The organism is Peptoniphilus rachelemmaiella (genome assembly GCF_943169845.1).
In the GTDB taxonomy this organism is placed as follows: domain Bacteria; phylum Bacillota; class Clostridia; order Tissierellales; family Peptoniphilaceae; genus Aedoeadaptatus; species Aedoeadaptatus rachelemmaiella.
In genome coordinates this window covers 203050-220890 of sequence record NZ_CALPBW010000001.1, presented here as the reverse complement: position 1 = coordinate 220890, position 17841 = coordinate 203050, and the positions used below count along the sequence as shown (strand labels likewise).

Genomic DNA, 17841 nt, shown 5'->3' with positions numbered 1-17841 from the left:
TCCAATTTCTAAGCGCTTCGATCCATAAAATACTTTTCGCCTGTATTTCGGAGCAAACACTACGTGATACTTACAATTCCATTTTGTGTGTGATAAACTATGGGTGTGATTTAGTGATGTCATTATTCCCTCCTGATTGTGATTGGTTGGCAGACCTTTCTTATCATACCATTCTGGGAATAACGGGTGATTATCGCTAAAGCTAAACGGAACCCCCGGTCTAACCGGGGGTTTTCTAATGCAAAAAAAGCGCCTGCGAGAGGCGCTTCAAAAGGCGATGCTTTTATTTCCAATAATCCAATTTGCTTTCGTCGAGGCCGATGTTTCTGCCGATAAAGTGGGGATTTTTGCCGGCGTGGGATTGTTCCTTGTAGTCTTTTAATGCGGCCAGGGCCTGATTGCCCAAAAGTAAAATGGCGGGGATGTTGACAAGCACCATGAGGGCCATTAAAAAGTCCGCCACGTTCCATGCCAGTTCCATTTTCATGCTGCTTCCCAGGAAGATGAGGAGAATCGCCACGAGTCGGTAGCAAAGCATGAAGGTTTTCGAGGGGGCTTTTTTGTGGAGATAGTTGAGGCAGCTGTCCACGTAGTAGAGATTGCCCAAGAGAGTGGTAAAGGCGAAGAGGGTCAAGGACAGGGAGATAAAGACGTAGCCGTAGTGGCCGAAGACCGTGGCCAGTGATTCCTGTACATAGGCGGCGCCGGCCAATTCTTCCGTGGCTTCAACCCCCGATGCCATGGCCATAAATGCCGTAGCGGAGCAGATAACCAGGGTGTCTAGGAAGACGGAAAACATTTGAACCAAGCCTTGTTTTACCGGGTGGGACACATCCGCCGAGGCTGCTGCGTTGGGCGCAGAACCCATACCGGCTTCGTTGGAGTAGAGCCCCCGCTTGATCCCTTGGACCAGGGCGGAACCGGCCAAGCCGCCGAAGATGGCTTGGAAGTTGAAGGCATCGGAGAAGATGTTTTTGAATACGGTGGGCATGTAGCTGATGTTTCTAAAGATCATAAACAGGGCCATGGCCACGAAGATAATGCCCATGAAGGGCACCAAGGTGGAGGTGGCCTTGATGATGCGCTTGCCGCCGCCTAAGATGCAGTAGCCGGCGACGATGGCGAGGACGGCGCCGATGATCCAGGTGGTCTTGCCTTCCACGAAGAAATCGTAGACGCGGAAGGAGTCGGTCATGTTGAAGGAGGCGAGCATATTGAAGCCCACGGCGTAGGTTAAGATCAAGAAGACGGCGAAGAGTACGCCGATGGTTCTGGAGCCCAAGGCGATTTCAATATAATAACTGGGCCCGCCGTAGCTGGTGCCGTGCTCGCCCCGGCGCTTATAGATTTGCGCCAGTGTGGATTCGATAAAGGCCGATGCGCCGCCGATTAAGGCGATGAGCCACATCCAGAACACGGCGCCGTAGCCGCCGAGGCAGATGGCTTGGGCCACGCCGACGATGTTGCCCGTGCCGACACGGGAGGCCGTGGAAACCATAAGGGCTTGGAAGGAGGAGACTTCCCCTTCGTGGGGCTCTTCTCTCAAGACGCGGAGGGATTCTCCGAACATCGATAATTGCAAAAATCCCGTGCGCACGGTGAAGTACAGGCCGGCGCCGATTAAGATAATAATAAGTATAGGGTAGTACAAATATCCGTTTACTTTCAGTAACAGATCCATGGGTCACCTCAGTTTCATCACAATGTATACAGCGTTCACAGTTGCTCACATTTTATCACAACCGACTACATTGTAAAAGTTTGTTTTGCATTAACACGGATTTTTCCGCTCTGCTCTGAAAAAGCGATGCCTTTCTCTCGAAAAAGCCGCTTTTGACGCAAAAAACCTCTCCGTCGCGGGGCCTGAGACGGAGAGGTTTTTCATCCCTTAAGAAAGTGAGGCGCGTTTTATTTTTTATTGGCTATCTTCGCCAGATAGTAGACAACCAATACCATAAAGACGAGCTTTACGACGATGGCGATTCCGGAAAATATACTTCCAAACAAAACTGATTCCATAAAACACCTCGCAAATAATCATTTCTACAAAAACGTTCGATTGCTTCCTTTGATCTTAAAGCACAGTTACTGTTTGTAAAGGCGCTTGTTGAAATTAATCGGCGAGCTTCGGTGCGATTTTTTCCATGTAGGTTTCGATGCGCTTGGCCATGGGCGGGGCGAAATCCCCGGCTTTTAACATGGCGTCGAGCTCGCTTTTCCCAACAAATTTGTAATCTTCTACTTCGCTTTTCTGCATTTTAATTTTGTCTACGTCCCTTACGAGGAGAAAGACTTTGGAAAATTTCTGATTTTCCTTCAAGGTACCGAGGAAGGTAAGGTCTCTGTCCGTGGCGGCGATGCCCACTTCTTCTTTCAGCTCCCGCAGGGCGCCTTCAAGGGGGCTTTCTTTATCCACGACGCTTCCCATGGTAAATTCCCATTGGTGGGGGAAGGTCTTGTTCTTGGCCCGCCTCGTCACCAGGAGTTTGCCTCGGGAGATGACCATGACGCCTGAGACGACGAAGTATTCCGTCTCCTCCAACACCTCTTTACGATCTTTTAAGTAGCCCAGGTAGTTAAAATCCTCGTCGTATATGCGTCTCAGTTCCACAGCGACCTCCTTTATTTGCTCACATTGTTTTTCACACGCTTCAGGCGGAAGAAATCTTCCCGCTCTTTTTCCGCCAAAATCTCTTCGATTTCTTTTTTCGCCGCCTCGTATTTTGGTATTTGGATTTTTTCCAGGGCATTGGCCCGCTTCACGGTTTTTTTGATTTCCTTGGCCAGGCGGTACAAATCCGTTTCGATTTCCGCCAGCTCATAAATCCTCGCCCGCATGTCGTGCATGCGAATGTAGGCTTCGTCGAAGGCGAAATTGGATTCAAACATACTGAAGGTGGATTGGGGCTTGAAGGCCTTGTAGTGAATCTCCGGTATCTCCACCCCCATGACGGAGCGGTAGCCGATGTGGTAGGGCTCTTCCGTGGGCATGGATTTGCTCATGCTCACCACGGATTCCCATCCCATGGTCACTGAGGCCATGGTGAGGGCGTCGTAGGACTGGCCGAAGCGCTCTTCCACCTCTTGTTGAATGGTTTGGGCCCGGGCGTTTAGGCGCATGATCTCACGCATAAGCACGGCCCGCTTTTTGTCTAAAAGACCGTAGCCTCTTTGGGCAAAATCCAGGGCGCTTTTTATTTTGATTAAATTGGCTTTCGTCGCCGTCACGCGTTTCGCCATAGCTCACCTCTAATAATATTTTTCCAGAATTTTGGGATCGATGCGAACCAAATTGTCTTTGGGCAGTGTCCTCAAGAGCTCCCAGGCCTTGTCCAAAGTCTCGTAAATAGTCGAGGATTCGTTAAAGTCCTGGCCGATAAATTCGTTTTCGAATCGTTTACCGAATGCCAAAATCTTTTGGTCGTTTTCCGAAAGTTCTTCTTCCCCGATAATTTGTGCCAAGGACCGCACCTCGATGCATCGGGAATAGGAGGCAAAGAGTTGGGCGGAGACGTCGGCATGGTCTTCCCTGGTGTAGTCGGCCCCGATGCCGTCTTTCATTAAGCGGGACAGGGAATCCAAAATATTAATGGGAGGATAAATGCCCTGGCCGTGAAGATCGCGGGAAAGGACGATTTGCCCTTCGGTAATGTAGCCGGTCAAGTCGGGGATCGGGTGGGTGATGTCGTCGGAGGGCATGGTCAGAATGGGAATCAAGGTGACCGAGCCCTTTACGCCTTTAATCATGCCCGCCCGTTCATAAATGGCGGCGAGGTCGGAGTAAAGGTAGCCCGGGTAGCCTTTTCTCGAAGGCACTTCTTGTTGTTGGGAAGATACTTCCCGCAAGCTTTCCCCGTAGCTGGTCATGTCGGTCATAATGACCAAGACGTGTTTGTGGCGCTCAAAGGCCAGGTATTCCGCCGCGGTAAGGGCGCATTTCGGCGCGATGATCCGCTCCATAATCGGGTCGTCGGCGTAGTTCATGTAGATGACGACTTTGTCCATGACGCCGGCTTCCATAAAGCTGTCGGTAAAGAAGGAAGCCACTTCCCGCTTCAGGCCCATGCCGCAGAAGACCACGGCGAAGTCGTCGCTGCCGCCGTCGTCGGCAATGTTGGCCTGGCGAATAATTTGGGCGGCGAGCTCGTTGTGGGGAAGCCCGGCGCCGGAGAAGATGGGGAGCTTTTGCCCCCGAATCAGGGTCATAACCGAGTCGATGCCCCGAATCCCCGTTTGGATGAAGTTTCTCGGGTATTCCCGCGCCACCGGGTTCATGGGTTGGCCGTTGACATTGTAAAATTTGTCGGCATAGACGGGGCCGCCTTTGTCGATGGCGCGGCCGATGCCGCTGAAGCGGCGGCCTAAAATTTCCGGGGACAGGGGAATTTCAAAGGGCCGTCCTTCGAAGACCACATTGAGGTTTTCCGTGGAGACCCCCATGGATTCGCCGAAGACCTGTACCGTGGCGGCATCGTCGTTGATGCCGATGACGCGGCCTACCAACATCTCATTGGTGTCTCGATTGGTAATGGAGACGATTTCGCCGTAGCGTACTCGGTGCAGGCCGGAGAGTTGAATCAGGGAGCCTTCAATGGTATCTAAGCGTAAATACTCTTTCTTCACGTCCTACACCTCCTTTTCTTCCGATGGGCTTTCGCCATCCGTCTCTTTGCTTTGCCCTTCGGCTTGTTTCTTTTCTTTAATTTCGTAGGCTTCCATTTCATTTTCGGCGATGCCGTATTCGATGCGGATTTCTCTGTAATGTTCTTGAATGTCGTTGATTAAGTGGGTAAAGGCCCTTAAATCGTCGTTTTCGATGTTGTACTTCATGTTGACGATTTTCGTGTAGAGGGCATTGTCTTTCACTTCTTCAATGGAAATGCCCTTTTCCAGCACCACTTTGCCCTCTTCGTACAAGGTGTCGATGACTTCCATCATGGCAAATTGTTTTTCCAAAGGCACGTATTGGTCGATGGGGTTAAAGGCATTTTGTTGCAGGAAGGCGTCTTTAATCATGCGGGCGACGATTAAGAGGAAGCGTTCCTTATCGGGAAGCACGTCCTCGCCGACGAGCATGACGATTTCCTGGAGCCGGGCTTCTTCGGTGAGGATGTTCATGAATTTCTTCCGAAGGCCGGGGAGATCGCCGTCCAGGCGGTTGTCGTAGTAATTGGACAAGGCGCCGATGTAGCCGGAGTAGGAATGGAGCCAGTGAATGGCCGGGTAGTGTCTGGAATAGGCCAGGTCTTTATCCAGGGCCAAGAACACATTGACGAAACGGCGGGTGTTTTCCGTGACAGGCTCGGAGAAGTCGCCCCCTGCCGGGGAGACGGCGCCGATGGTGGTGACGGAGCCTTCCGCACCGCAAAGGGTTTTGGCGGAGCCGCTGCGCTCGTAGAAGGAGGCGATGCGGCTGGGAAGGTAGGCCGGGTAGCCTTCTTCGGCGGGCATTTCTTCCAGTCGGCCGGAAATTTCCCTGAGGGCTTCCGCCCAACGGGAGGTGGAGTCGGCCATCATGGCCACGTCGTAGCCTTGATCTCTGAAGTATTCGGCGATGGTAATGCCGGTGTAGATGGAGGCTTCACGGGCCGCAACGGGCATATTGGATGTGTTGGCGATTAAGATGGTGCGCTCCATGAGGGGCTTGCCGGAGTTGGGGTCGATAAGTTTCGGGAAGTCTTCCAATACTTCCGTCATTTCGTTGCCCCGCTCGCCGCAGCCGATGTAGACGATAATGTCCGCGTCGCAGAATTTGGCAATGGCGTGCTGGGTCATGGTCTTGCCCGTACCGAAACCGCCGGGAATGGCCACGGTGCCGCCTTTGGCGATGGGGAAGAACACGTCCAATACCCGCTGGCCGGTGACCAGAAGTTGGTCGGCGTCTAAAAATTCGCTGACGGGTCGGGGAATACGCACGGGCCAGGGATGACTCATGGCCACGTCGTGTTCTTCGCCGGCTTCGTCTTTGACTTTGCAGACGGTCTCGACGATATTGTACTCGCCTTCCTCGGCGATCCACACCACTTCCCCGGAGACGTTGGGGGGAAGGATGATGCGGTGGGTGATGATTTCCGTCTCTTCCACGGTGCCGATGACGGCGCCTTTTGAAAGCACATCCCCTACTTTGACCGTCGGTTTAAATGCCCACAACTTTTCCAAATCCAAGTTCATCATGCCGATGCCTTCGGGGATAAAGTTGCCGTATTTTTCATTGATGCGGTTTAAGGGCCGCTCGATTCCGTCGAACATATTGCCCAACAGGCCCGGGCCCAAACGCACGGAAAGGGGGCCTTCGGTGCTCACAATGGCTTCATCCCGCATAAGGCCTTCTGTTTCTTCGTAGACTTGTACCGTGCCTTCGTCGCCGTGAATGGCGATGACTTCGCCGATGAGCTTTTTCTCCCCGACCTGCACCATTTCCCGCATGGAGAAATCCCCCATGGGTCGTCCGATGACGACGGGGCCGTTGATCTTGATGATTTTCGCTTCTTTACTCATGGTCCATCTCCTCTCGGAACAGGCGGTAGAGCAACTTGCCGATGGCGTAGCGCTTTTCGTCGATCATGGTGTAGATATCGTAGTTTAAACTATAGGTTCTGTCCATGTCGCTGATGGTGTGCCCGCCGATGCGCGTATCCTCTAGCGTCTCTCCGTGAAGGGTGATGCCCATGCCTTCGGCCATGACCTTAAATCCATCGAAGAAGCGATCCATATCCGCCGCCACCATGGAGAAGCGGTATTCCCCGGGCTTTAACTCCTTCAAGGATTCTTCCACGCGGGCAGCGAGGTCCTCGGCATACTTTTTCGTCCGCGTGTATTCCACGGCTCGCTCGCGAATGGCTTCGATGAAGTCTTTTTTTAATTCGTTGATCTTTTTCAGTTCCAAGACACGTTCGTTTTCCTTGGCCTTGGCAATTTTTTCATTGCCCATGACCCGGGCGAGCTCCGCACGACGACGAACGATGTTGTCTTTTTCTTCGTCCAGTTGTTTTTCCTTGCGCTCAATAAGGCTGTTTTTTTCCTGTTCCCAAGCCTTTTTGCGCTTTTGTAAATCCACGAGACGCCGCTTGTAGACGACGTCTTCGAATATTTCCAGTTTGTTTTCGACTTGCAGCATTTTCTCACCTACTAATCCAGTTTGACCCCGATGGCATCGCGAACGTATTTCATAATGAAATCTTCTTCCGAGTAGCCATCTCTACCGGGCAATGTGCAGATAAAGGGACTGCGCTTTTTCTCTTTCACCGCCAGAACCTTCTCTTCCAACGCGCGAAAGTCTTTTTCGTTTAAGATAATCATGCCGATGTTTTTGTCTTCAAGGGCGGCGTCGAATTGGGTGTTTAATGCCTCTGTATCGCTGCAAAACACGCCTTCGAAGCCGCTCATGCGAAGGGCGACGAGAAATTCGTCGTCGCGAGAGATGACCCGGGAGATCATTAGAGCTTGCCCAGGATCATAATGGAGATGATCAAGCCGTAGATGGCGATCCCTTCCGCCAAACCGACGAAGATCAGGGTTTTACCTAAGATGGAGTCGTCTTCACTGACGGCACCCAGTGCGGCGGACCCGACGATGCCCACGGCATAGCCCGTGCCGATGGTGGCAAGGCCCGTGGAAATGGCGGCGGCCAAAAGGCCCAGGCCGTTTACTTCAGTTGCGCCGGTTGCGGCGTGAACGACGCCCGGTGCGAGGAGCACATAGGCGGCGAGGACGGTGGGGATAAAGGCGAGGAGATTGGTGCGCATAGCTTTTTTCAGTTTCACGCGGTCGGCGGAGACGCCTCGTTCCAAAAAGACGAAGCCGGCTGCAATGGTGGATAAGACGACGAGGGATGCTAAAAATAATATTTTTTCCATAATAAACTCCTTCTCAATGCTTGTTTTTCAATTTCAGATTGTCGGAGCGGAATTCCCGTCCGCTGCCGTCGTAGTAGCGACTGAACAATTCGTAGTATTCCAGGCGCAGGCCTTGAATAAAGACGATGAGTCCTTCCAGGCCGATGATTAAAATGTTGCCTAAAATTAAGATCACGTAACCGCCTATATCGTGGGAGGCCATTTCGCTCATGACGTGGAAGGCCATAAAGAGCCCCACGTGGTTAATGGCAAAGGCGCCGACACGAATAAAGGACACGATCCCCGATAAGGTGGAGATCAACAGCTCGATCATGGAGAAGGAGCTTTCGATGAAGTAGCCGCTCTTGTTGCCTTGATAGTCCACATCGGTCTTTTGAATCTTCGCCATAATGGGCTTTTTGAAGATCATAAGCACGATGGATAACACGAGGATTCCCGCCGCCACGGGCATGGGAATAAAGGACACGATGCCGGCCACATCGAGGATCATGGCTAAAAGCATGGCGAAAACCAAAAAGCCGAAGAGGCCGTGTTCGCCGAAGAGGCCCCGGGCCAGGTCTTTGTTTTTAATGGCATTGGCAAAATTCATGCCGTAGGCCATGACAAGGAGCACGATGCCGAAGCCGATGGCGGCCATAAGCACTTGCTCGATGTTTTGGAAGGGCCTGAGCCACAAGGCGTCGATAACATCTTCGTAGCCGAAGACGGAGCCGTACAAAAAGCCGAAGACCACAGAGGATGCGCCCATGCGCATGAGGAGGCCGCCCATGTCTTTTTGTCGGCGCTTCGAAAGAATCAGGCCGATGAGGAAAAAGACCGCCCCTTGTCCCACGTCACCGAACATGGCGCCGAAAAGGAGCATATAGGTAATGCCGACGAAGATCGTCGGGTCGATTTCATTGTAGTGGGGAATGCCGTACATGCGAACGAGAAGTTCGAAGGGCTTGAAGAATTTCGGGTTGTTCAGCTTTGTCGGCGGGGTAATGCCCTGAGCCGCTTCTTCTTCACTTTGGGTGGTGATAATGACATCGGGGAATTTTTCCGTGCGGCGGCGTATTTCTGCAACGCCGGCCTCGTCGGTCCAGCCCGTAATGAGGAAGTGTTCCTTGGCCGTAGCCATTTGTTGCTTGGCTTCTTCCACCCGGCCCAAAAAGAGCATGTGACCTAAAATTTCACGCACCTTGTCCCGATCGTCGCGGTAGAGGGTCTTTCGCTCCTCATCCAGCTCCGACAGGCGAGTGTAGAGATCCGTTTCTTCTTTTTCAAGCTTGGTCAGGGTTTCTTTGGCCGTACCCATGGCATTTTCCATAACGGGCACGTCGATCCAGTGCAGGGATTTCAACACCCGATCGATTTCATCGGCGACCTCGTTGGGGTAGACGATCATGTACACTTCTTCATCTTCAAAGGTGCCTGTGTGAAACACAATGGCCAGAAGATTTTCGTAGCTGTTTTTCAAGCGCACCCGCGCCGATTTTTCCAGGCGGCCGAAGCGGGCCGTGAAATACTTCATGTCCCGAATTTGGTTTAAATCCACATCCACGTTTTCAAAAAGAGACACATTCTCCTTGAACATGGCGATGGCCTCCAGGCGCTCGTGAATCGCGTCGTACTCCTTGCGCATGGGCTCGACTCGATCTAAAAGGGCCTGATACCTGCGGTTAAGGCTGTCGGCATCTTCGAAACCGGTGATCTTTAAGTCCTTAATATGGAAGTAGTCCACCAATTTTTGCGCCTCTTGGGCCTTTTGTCTGATGTCCGTATTGACGGGAAAAGGCGCCAGATTGTTTAAATCCACCACCATGTCCACATTGTCTTCGAGAGAGTAAATATTGCTGTTCTCCGCCAATTGCGTCATGGCATCGACCATATCCAGTGCCTGGGAATCCAAAATCTCGAAGAGAATATCCCGCAGATTTTCGATTCGGCCGACGGCACTAAGCATGACCATTCTCTCTACTGCCATACTTCACCTTCTTTCATAGGAATCGTAAGTAGACTCCTGATTAAATCTTTTCCGAAACCGAGTCGGAGCCCTTCCAGCGTGGTGGAGACGTCTTTAATGGCATCTTCCATCAAGATGGACAGGGCCACGATTCGGCCCAGGCTTAAACCCGCCTGTTGGTACTGTTTCATATACATCAGGGCGAGATCTCGCGTCGCCAAAATGTCGGTCATGTGATTGTCCCTTTTTTCCTGAAACAAGAAAGAAAAGGAGGAGGCGCGCACGGAGCGCACCAGAGCTTCCACATCGTCGGCGTAAATCCACGTCTGCAAGAGCTTTTTGGGAATGTTGCCGCCGCGAATGGCGAAGTTTTCCATTTCCGACTTTAAAATGTCGTAGGTTTTTTTGCCACGGTAAATGTATCGGATATTCAACAGATCCACCCGGCGGTTCAACATGGCCGTCACGGAAGCTCTGTCTTTTTTCGGCAGCTGTTTCGCTTCTTTAATTAAATGCTCGTAATAGCTTCTGTCCAGCTCCATTTCGATGTAAAAAAGAATCCGATCCCGGGAGACGTCCTTGTAGGGCGCAAGGATACGTCCGTAGGGGGTGGCATCTAAGATTTTAAATAATTCATCGGGACCCAGGGGCTGATCCTTCGGAAACAGGGCGGGGTCCAAGGCGAGAACGCTGTTTCTTACAATGTTCACATCCTCGTCGTGGTACACCGCCCGAAAGATTCGCTTCAAATCCTGAATTTCGTAGCGCGTTAAGATGGCGTTGTAAAAGCGCCGGGCCGGTCCCTGTAAGTAATAGTGGAAGCTGTTCAACGTGTCGTAGACTTTGTGGGCCATTTTCACGTTGACTTCCAGTAAATGGGGATTCTCGGAAAGTTCCAAGCCCCAAGTGCTTTCCAAAATCGCCAGGCCGTCTTTAATGTTTCCCGCATCCAGAATCCTCAGAGGCACTTCAGGCTTGAGAAAGCGGGCGTAAACGGCCACGGCTTTGGTGTTGACTGCCGCGTAACTCATATTCGCCTCCCACTAAATGTCCAGGAGTTGAAACGCTTCTTCCACCAATTCCGCTTTGTGGGCTTTATAGACCGCATCCACCGACTCCAACTTTTTTCGATTGTTTTCTTTAATTCCTTCGACCACTTCCATGGCCTCGTTGTAAATCTTATCGTAACTTTCCTTCGCCGATGCCTTCGACGCTTCCCGCTCGTCTACTTCCAATTCCGTGAAATGTTTCTGCAGATCCGCCTTTTCGTCGTCGATGGCTTTTTCTTCATTGCGAACCATGGCGTCGGTTCGTTCGTCTAAATCAATGACGCTTCGAATCAAGTGTTCCAACGTACTCCCCTTTCCATTTTATATTCGGTAAATCCTCAGGCGAGAATTCACAGTTATGATCATTTTAGCACTTGCCCCATGTTAAAGCAAAAAAACGCCCCTGTAAAATCCGCAGAAAACGCCGATTTGTGCCGTTTATATTGCGAAAAGAAAGGTTTATCAGCAAAAAAACGGATCCGAAAAAAATCCCCTCTGTCAAAACCAGTCGAAAAAACATGTTCTTACATTAAATAAAGGGAAAAAAGGACAAAAGAACGTCTCTTTCGGCCCGCCTTTTCTATTTTCTCTACACCAAAGTAAAAAAAGGTGGCTTTTTTGCAAATTTTTTCCAATTCTCAGTGAAATTACGCCGCTTTTTTGGTATAATCTCATTAACCCATTTGTTTTGATTAAAGGAGGTGCATATCGTGCACATCAATCGCTTTACCGGTGATTCTATCGACACATATATTATTTCTCTATTAAACGAAAACAGCCGCATGTCCTTAAGCGATATTGCGAAAAAGGTAAGCTTGTCCGTATCGGCCACGCGCAATCGCATCCATCGCCTGGAAGATGCAGGCGTCATTGCCGGCTACACCATTCTCCTCGGCGGAGAAGCCGATGATTCCTACATCCACTCTTTCTGCCTTATCGACATTTCCGAGGAAGACAACACATTGGAAGAGTTTATTAACTACATCCAAACCTCGGATCAAGTCACCGACTGTTGGAAGCTCATGGGGGAATACCAATTCTTAATTCGCATTAAATCCACTTCGTCCAAGGCTTTAGACGACTTTTTGATGCGCCTCAGGGAATCCATTTCCATCAAACGAACCAACACCATCGGCGCTTTGAATCAAGTCAAGGGCAAGGACATTCGGGAACACAATGCCATTCGTATTAAGGAAAAATAAAAGCGGGCGCTTCGGCGCTCGTTTTTTCGTGGACGCAAAAAAGACAAACCCCCTCGAGGTTTGTCTTTTCTTTTTAGTCTTCGATGCGGGCAAAGAAGGTGTCGTTGTCCAGTTGCTTCAACAATTCGTCTCGTGCCACGCTCTTGGTGTAGGTGAAGCCTTCATCCACGCGGTCCACGAAGTCGCCTTCCAGTTCTTTGGCCACGAAGTAGCGGCCGCGAATGGGCATGAGTTTCACATCGCCTCGTTTCATCAGGGGCATGGCGCTTTTTGTGGCGGCGGCGACGATGTCGGCTACCACGGCGTTGCCTGTAGGCTCTTTCCCTGCGCCGGGGCCGGTGAAGGCCAAGTCGCCGACCCAGCTGCCTTTCACATTCACTTGATTAATGGCATCGGGCAAAATGGCCAGGCTGTTTGCACCGTCTAAAAGCACCGGTTCCACCACGGCTTCGATGCCGCCATCTACCGGTTTCGCCGAGGCCACGAGCTTCACCTTCTTGTCATTTGCCTTGAGATAGGCCACCACATCTTGATTGATTTGGGCAATGCCCCGAGTGGGAATGGCGTCGCCGTCCACGTGACCGAAGGCCATTTCGATTAAGAGGTGGAGCTTTCTGCGGGTGTCGTAGCCTTCCACATCGTCGGTGGGGTCTTGCTCGGCATAGCCCAGCTCTTGGCACAGGGCGAGGGTGTTTTTGTAATCGGCGCCGTCTTTAAACATGGCGTTTAAAAGGTAGTTGCAGGTGCCGTTTAAAATGCCCTTCACATCCAGAATGTCGTTTTGAAGGCACAGGGCCCGAAGGGGCGTAAGGACGGGAATGCCCCCGCCGACGGCCGCTTCAAACAAGAAGGGCGCGCCGGTTTTTTCCGATAGGGCCACGAGCTCTTCGTAGTGGGCGCTGACGCAGGCCTTGTTGGCGGTCACCACGCCGACGCCTTTTTCCAAAGCCCGGCGCATGTAGTCGTAGGCCATGTCCATGGCGCCGGTGGCTTCGGCGATGCAGTCTACCTCGGCCAGGACCTCGTCGTATTCCTTGGCCGTGACCACGGGCTCGTCGATTTCAAGCTCCAAGGTGTTTCTGCTGCGATCGGAGGCCACCACATAGGCGATTTCCACAGGGCCCACGGTCTTCTCCAAAACCTCTTTGCGATCCTTTAAAATGTCGTAGGCGCCGCGACCCACGGTGCCGAATCCGATTAGTGCCAGTTTCATGTTTTCCCCTTTCTTTTCATCTCTTCATTTTATGAATTGACTATACTAGAGTGTTTTTGCTATAGTCAAGAAAAACATTGCTCATTCATAAGAAAGAAGGTTTATTATGACGATCTATCGCACAGCTATTTTAGGCGCGACCGGGCTTGTAGGCCAAACCATGCGCAGTATTTTAGAAGAAAGGAAACTCCCCCTGGAACTTTCCATGTTCGCATCGAAAAACAGTGCGGGAAAGACCTTTACTTTTAATGGTGAAGAACACGTCATCGAAGAGCTTACGGAAGAAGCCTTGAGAGAAGGCAAGTTCGACTATGTCCTCAGTGCATTGGACGGGGATTTGGCCGCGAAGTTTTGCCCCGTCGCCGCCGAAGCGGGGGCCATTGTCATCGACAACAGCTCCCACTTCCGCATGGTCGACGGCATTCCCTTGGTGGTTCCGGAAATCAACCCGGGGGACATTTCCGACAAGGCGGGCATTATCGCCAATCCCAACTGCTCCACCATTCAATCGGTGGTGGCATTAAAGCCTGTGGAAGACCTCTTCAAAATGAAGCGAATCGTCTACACCACCTTCCAAGCCGTCAGCGGCTCCGGCGTGCGGGGCATTGCCGATTTGGAAAAGGGCGTCAAGGGCGAAGCACCGGAATTTTATCCCTACCCCATTGCCTTCAACTGCCTTCCCCACATCGACGACTTCCTGGACGACGGCTACACCAAGGAAGAAATGAAGATGGTCAATGAATCGAAAAAGATTTTCCACCGCCCGGATTTGGCCGTGACCGCCACCGCCGTACGGGTGCCGGTAAAAGGCGCCCACGCCATTTCCATTAACGTCACCTGCGAAAAGCCCATCGACCTGGACAAACTCCGCGCCGCCTACGAAGCCATGGACGATGTCATCCTTCAAGACGATGTGAAGAACCTTATCTATCCCCTTCAAATCAATGCCGAAGGCAAAGATGAGGTCTTCGTCGGCCGCATCCGCAAAGACGATTCCTGCGAAAACAGCTTAAATCTTTGGGTCGTCGCCGACAACATTCGCAAAGGCGCCGCATTAAACGCCATTCAAATTCTGGAAAAACACTTACACGCACGGGCATGAGAGTCTCTGTTATTCAGGCCCCCATCGGCCCCATGCTCATGGAGGAAAATCGAAAGACGATTTTCCACGCCATGGAATCGGCATTAAAAGATGATCCCGATGTGATCGTACTCCCGGAAATGTGGAACACGGGCTTTTATCCGGATAAGTTTTCAGCCGACGACGATTACATGGAAGAAGCCCTGTGCCGGGATCTGTCGGCCTTTGCCGCAGCCCACGGCGTCAACCTCGTGGCGGGGAGCCTCACCGTGTGGGATAAGGGCCGTCGGGCGAACCGTGCCTTTATCTACGACCGCAACGGTGCCCTTTTAGGCACCTACGACAAGGCCCATCTCTTCCCCATCGGGGCGGAAAAAGAACTTTTCACCCCGGGGGATAAAAATCTCGCCTTCGAACTGGACGGCGTGGATGCGGGCATCGTCACCTGTTTCGATTTGCGCATGCTTGAGTGGGTGCGCCTCGCCGTCATGGGGCGGGCAAAAATTCTCTTCGTTCCCATGGCCTGGGGCTTTTCACGCATCCCCCACATGCACCTCTTCGCTCGGGCACGGGCCGTGGAAAATCAATGCTTCGTCGTGTCGGTGAACTGCACGAAGCTTGCCGACTACCACGCCATGGGCGGCGGAGGCAGCTGCATCTACGATCCCATGGGCGAGGAAGTGCTCATGACGGGCACAGAGGCATGCATCCACACCGTGGATCTGGATTTAAACAAGGTAGACGAAGCCAAGGCCATGTTCGATCTCTACAACGAGCGGCGGTCGGAAATTTACGGCGGACTGGTGAGGTAATACAATGAAAAAAGACATTCTACGGGCGGCGGAGGCGGCAAAAGCCCACTACCGCCATCTCCACACCCATCCGGAACTAAGCGGCGAAGAAGTGGAAACGGCCCGCTACATTCAGGGGGTGCTGGCGGATCTTTCGATCCCCGTACACAACTACACAAACGGCGGCTTTCACGGCGACATCAAGGGCGCAAAAGAAGGCCCCGTGGTAGCCATTCGCGCCGATATGGACGCCCTGCCCCTGAAGGAAGCCACAGGCCTTGCCTTCGCCTCGGAAAACGACGGCGTCATGCACGCCTGCGGCCACGACATGCACATGGCATCCCTATTGGGTACGGCCATTTACTTCGCCGCGCACCGGGATTTTCCCGGCACCATTCGCCTGATTTTTCAGCCTAATGAGGAAAAAGACGGCGGCGCCGAAGTCATGGTCAAAGAAGGGGTCATGGACGGCGTGGATTACGTCACAGGCCTCCACGTCTCTCCCTTCCTGGATGTAGGCACCGTCGGCGTGCGCCCCGGCTTTATGTACGCCGGCGTGGAAGACTTTAAAATCACCTTAAGGGGCAAGGGCGGCCACGCGGCCAATCCCGAGCGCTGCGTGGACCCCATTGTCTGCGGCGGCCACGTCATCGTGGCCCTGCAAAGCATTGTGGCCCGCCACGTCTCCCCCTTTACCCCGGCAGTCATCACCATCGGCGCCGCGCACGGCGGCAACAAGCACAACATCATTCCCGATGAAATGATCCTTGAGGGCACCATTCGATCCGACACGGTGGCCAACGGCGATGCCCTTCGCCGCGGCCTCACCCACATGGCTACCGCCACCGCCGAGGCCCACGACTGCAGTTGCACCGTGGAAATCATCAAGGGCTACATTCCCCTTATTAACGACGAAAAGGCCACGGAAATCGTGGCAAGGGCCCTTCAGGCGGCCTGGGGCGATGAATCCGTCGTCGCCCTTCCAACCCCCACCATGGGCGCGGAAGACTTCGCCTACTACCTGCAAAAAGCACCGGGCACCTTCCTGAACCTGGGCGTAAAAAAACCGGGCGAGGAACGCCACGCCATTCACACGCCGCAGTTTTTCCCCGACGAGGAAGCCCTCCGATGGGGCATTTACGCCGAAGTGACGGCCGCCTTGGCCTTTATGAAGCAATAACCCTTCCCCCGCCTTGTCGGGGGAATTTTTTTGCCGACAGGTCGTTTATTTCCGTGAGATTTTCGTCCGCCTTCGATGATACGTTTGTCATCAAAAGCCCCATCCCTATTAAAGATTTTTTTCTTTATTATGCCCGCCATCACGGCTTTTACCGGGTCTGTTACATTTCGGGCCATACAACATCATTGACTTTCAACAATGTACGATATACAATAATTCTGTAAAACGTTACCACGCAATTTTTTCTACGATGAAAGGAGTTCTTAATGCCTAAATTTGCAAAAAGAATGGACAATCTGAAAGCGTCTGAAATCCGTGAGCTACTCGCTTTAACGGCTGACCCGAGTATTATCTCTTTCGCCGGCGGTCTTCCCGCAGCTGAATTATTCCCCATTGACAAATGGATCGAAGCTGAAAACAAGGTTATGAAAGAAAACGGCGCCGCAGCCCTTCAATATGGCCCCACCGACGGCTACAAACGCTTGAGAGAACACTGCATTACCCGCATGAATAAAGTCGGCGTTAAAAACGTTGAAGCCGATGACATTCAAGTTCTGTCCGGTTCCCAACAAGGTCTGGACTTTATGGCCAGAATCTTTATCGATCCGGGCGATTACATCGTCGTTGAAAGTCCTACTTACTTAGGCGCATTGAACGCCTTCAAGGCTTACGAACCCAAATTCCTTCAAGTACCCCTCGATGAAGACGGTATGGTTCTTGAAGAACTGGAAAACCAATTAAAGAACCATGACAATGTCAAATTCATCTATGTCATCTCCGATTTCCAAAACCCCTCCGGCAAAACCTGGACCATGGAACGCCGCAAAGGTTTAATCGAATTGGCAAACAAATACGACGTTATGATTCTTGAAGACAACCCCTACGGCGAATTACGTTTCGAAGGCGAAATTCAACCCTCTCTTCGCAGCTTAGACACCGAAGACCGCGTTATCTTCATGGGTACCTTCTCCAAAATCTTCAGCCCCGGCATCCGCGTCGGTTGGTTCAACGCAGCCAAAGAAGTACTCGAAAAGTTCAACATGGTTAAACAAGGTGCCGACCTTCAAACCTCGACCACGACGCAAATGATTTTGGCTCAATTCCTCGACGACAACGACTTGGAAGCACACATCGACGAAATCATCAAGGTTTACGGCAACCGTAAAAACATCATGGTCGACGCCATGAAGAAATACTTCCCGAAAGAAGTTACCTTCACCAACCCCGAAGGCGGCCTCTTCCTGTGGGTAACCCTTCCCGAACACTTAAATGCCCGCGACATCGCTGTTAAGGCCATCGAAAAGAAAGTTGCTTTCGTACCCGGCGGCGCTTTCTATCCCGACAGCCCGGAAGAAAACCACTTCCGCCTGAACTACAGCTGCATGTCCGAAGAAAAAATCGAAGAAGGCATTAAGCGCTTAGGCGAAGTATTAACCGAAGCTGTTAAATAAGTCTATTTATAAAAAATCCGTTGGCGATTGCCGCCGGCGGATTTTTTATTGTGCGAAGTTTTTTCCGGTGCGA

At 52.0% G+C, this 17841-nt stretch carries 18 protein-coding genes; 5 read left to right on the top strand and 13 right to left on the bottom strand.

Annotation, left to right across the window (positions count from 1 at the left end; genetic code table 11):
• The 12 genes from KO087_RS00830 to KO087_RS00775 form a co-directional block, all read right to left on the bottom strand.
• The coding region (locus KO087_RS00830) for a transposase (RefSeq protein WP_215506744.1) at positions 1-123 on the bottom strand (123 nt) is incomplete at its 3' end.
• A 160-nt stretch (positions 124-283) separates the two neighbouring features.
• Positions 284-1681, bottom strand: coding sequence for an alanine/glycine:cation symporter family protein (locus tag KO087_RS00825; protein ID WP_215506742.1), 1398 nt, complete (start codon positions 1679-1681; stop codon positions 284-286).
• 432 nt (positions 1682-2113) lie between these two features.
• Positions 2114-2611 carry an NUDIX domain-containing protein gene (locus KO087_RS00820; protein WP_215506740.1) on the bottom strand — a complete coding sequence of 166 codons (498 nt, stop codon included), beginning with the start codon at positions 2609-2611 and terminating at the stop codon, positions 2114-2116.
• Positions 2612-2622: 11 nt separating this feature from the next.
• Positions 2623-3240, bottom strand: coding sequence for a V-type ATP synthase subunit D (locus KO087_RS00815; RefSeq protein WP_215506738.1), 618 nt, complete (start codon positions 3238-3240; stop codon positions 2623-2625).
• A 9-nt stretch (positions 3241-3249) separates the two neighbouring features.
• Complete coding sequence (locus tag KO087_RS00810) at positions 3250-4623, bottom strand: V-type ATP synthase subunit B (RefSeq protein WP_215506736.1); 1374 nt, start codon at positions 4621-4623, stop codon at positions 3250-3252.
• 3 nt (positions 4624-4626) lie between these two features.
• The gene (locus KO087_RS00805; protein ID WP_215506734.1) at positions 4627-6498 is read right to left on the bottom strand and encodes a V-type ATP synthase subunit A; all 1872 of its coding nucleotides are present in this window, start codon (positions 6496-6498) and stop codon (positions 4627-4629) included.
• Entirely contained in the window at positions 6491-7117 is a 627-nt protein-coding gene (locus tag KO087_RS00800; RefSeq protein WP_215506731.1) for a hypothetical protein, read from the bottom strand. Before KO087_RS00800 ends, KO087_RS00805 begins: the two co-directional genes overlap by 8 nt.
• Positions 7118-7128: 11 nt before the next feature.
• Positions 7129-7437, bottom strand: a complete 309-nt coding sequence (locus tag KO087_RS00795; RefSeq protein ID WP_215506729.1) for a V-type ATP synthase subunit F — start codon at positions 7435-7437, stop codon at positions 7129-7131.
• Positions 7437-7856 (bottom strand): ATP synthase subunit C, encoded by a 420-nt coding sequence (locus KO087_RS00790; protein WP_215506727.1) that lies wholly within the window; start codon positions 7854-7856, stop codon positions 7437-7439. The genes KO087_RS00795 and KO087_RS00790 overlap by 1 nt, the downstream gene beginning before the upstream one ends.
• A 13-nt stretch (positions 7857-7869) precedes the next feature.
• Positions 7870-9822, bottom strand: coding sequence for a V-type ATP synthase subunit I (locus tag KO087_RS00785; protein ID WP_215506725.1), 1953 nt, complete (start codon positions 9820-9822; stop codon positions 7870-7872).
• Complete coding sequence (locus tag KO087_RS00780; protein ID WP_215506723.1) at positions 9813-10832, bottom strand: V0D/AC39 family V-type ATPase subunit; 1020 nt, start codon at positions 10830-10832, stop codon at positions 9813-9815. The genes KO087_RS00785 and KO087_RS00780 overlap by 10 nt, the downstream gene beginning before the upstream one ends.
• 12 nt (positions 10833-10844) lie before the next feature.
• Entirely contained in the window at positions 10845-11153 is a 309-nt protein-coding gene (locus KO087_RS00775) for a hypothetical protein (RefSeq protein WP_215506721.1), read from the bottom strand.
• Between the two features lie 407 nt (positions 11154-11560).
• Here KO087_RS00775 and KO087_RS00770 point away from each other — a divergent pair, with 407 nt between their 5' ends.
• Entirely contained in the window at positions 11561-12052 is a 492-nt protein-coding gene (locus KO087_RS00770; protein ID WP_215506719.1) for an Lrp/AsnC family transcriptional regulator, read from the top strand.
• Between the two features lie 73 nt (positions 12053-12125).
• Here KO087_RS00770 and KO087_RS00765 read toward each other — a convergent pair whose 3' ends face one another.
• Positions 12126-13265: a homoserine dehydrogenase gene (locus KO087_RS00765; RefSeq protein WP_215506717.1), complete on the bottom strand. Its 1140-nt coding sequence runs from the start codon at positions 13263-13265 to the stop codon at positions 12126-12128.
• Between the two features lie 106 nt (positions 13266-13371).
• On the opposite strand from KO087_RS00765, the gene KO087_RS00760 reads away from it, so the two are divergent.
• The 4 genes from KO087_RS00760 (at position 13372) to KO087_RS00745 (ending at position 17768) form a co-directional block, all read left to right on the top strand.
• A complete protein-coding gene (locus KO087_RS00760) occupies positions 13372-14367 on the top strand; it encodes an aspartate-semialdehyde dehydrogenase (protein WP_215506715.1) in 996 nt (331 codons plus the stop codon).
• Complete coding sequence (locus tag KO087_RS00755) at positions 14364-15158, top strand: nitrilase-related carbon-nitrogen hydrolase (RefSeq protein WP_215506713.1); 795 nt, start codon at positions 14364-14366, stop codon at positions 15156-15158. The genes KO087_RS00760 and KO087_RS00755 overlap by 4 nt, the downstream gene beginning before the upstream one ends.
• A 4-nt stretch (positions 15159-15162) precedes the next feature.
• On the top strand, positions 15163-16317 hold the full coding sequence (locus KO087_RS00750; protein WP_215506712.1) for a M20 metallopeptidase family protein: 1155 nt from the start codon (positions 15163-15165) through the stop codon (positions 16315-16317).
• Positions 16318-16583: 266 nt separating this feature from the next.
• The gene (locus KO087_RS00745; RefSeq protein ID WP_215506710.1) at positions 16584-17768 is read left to right on the top strand and encodes an aminotransferase-like domain-containing protein; all 1185 of its coding nucleotides are present in this window, start codon (positions 16584-16586) and stop codon (positions 17766-17768) included.
• The last annotated feature ends 73 nt before the right edge of the window (positions 17769-17841 follow it).

Excerpts from the sequence above, each read along its gene's own strand:
- KO087_RS00825 (WP_215506742.1), bottom strand. The coding sequence starts at position 1,681 with ATGGATCTGTTACTGAAAGTAAACGGATATTTGTACTACCCTATACTT.
- KO087_RS00815 (WP_215506738.1), bottom strand. The coding sequence starts at position 3,240 with ATGGCGAAACGCGTGACGGCGACGAAAGCCAATTTAATCAAAATAAAA.
- KO087_RS00805 (WP_215506734.1), bottom strand. The coding sequence starts at position 6,498 with ATGAGTAAAGAAGCGAAAATCATCAAGATCAACGGCCCCGTCGTCATC.
- KO087_RS00800 (WP_215506731.1), bottom strand. The coding sequence starts at position 7,117 with ATGCTGCAAGTCGAAAACAAACTGGAAATATTCGAAGACGTCGTCTAC.
- KO087_RS00795 (WP_215506729.1), bottom strand. The coding sequence starts at position 7,437 with ATGATCTCCCGGGTCATCTCTCGCGACGACGAATTTCTCGTCGCCCTT.
- KO087_RS00790 (WP_215506727.1), bottom strand. The coding sequence starts at position 7,856 with ATGGAAAAAATATTATTTTTAGCATCCCTCGTCGTCTTATCCACCATT.
- KO087_RS00785 (WP_215506725.1), bottom strand. The coding sequence starts at position 9,822 with ATGGCAGTAGAGAGAATGGTCATGCTTAGTGCCGTCGGCCGAATCGAA.
- KO087_RS00780 (WP_215506723.1), bottom strand. The coding sequence starts at position 10,832 with ATGAGTTACGCGGCAGTCAACACCAAAGCCGTGGCCGTTTACGCCCGC.
- KO087_RS00765 (WP_215506717.1), bottom strand. The coding sequence starts at position 13,265 with ATGAAACTGGCACTAATCGGATTCGGCACCGTGGGTCGCGGCGCCTAC.
- KO087_RS00760 (WP_215506715.1), top strand. The coding sequence starts at position 13,372 with ATGACGATCTATCGCACAGCTATTTTAGGCGCGACCGGGCTTGTAGGC.
- KO087_RS00755 (WP_215506713.1), top strand. The coding sequence starts at position 14,364 with ATGAGAGTCTCTGTTATTCAGGCCCCCATCGGCCCCATGCTCATGGAG.
- KO087_RS00750 (WP_215506712.1), top strand. The coding sequence starts at position 15,163 with ATGAAAAAAGACATTCTACGGGCGGCGGAGGCGGCAAAAGCCCACTAC.
- KO087_RS00745 (WP_215506710.1), top strand. The coding sequence starts at position 16,584 with ATGCCTAAATTTGCAAAAAGAATGGACAATCTGAAAGCGTCTGAAATC.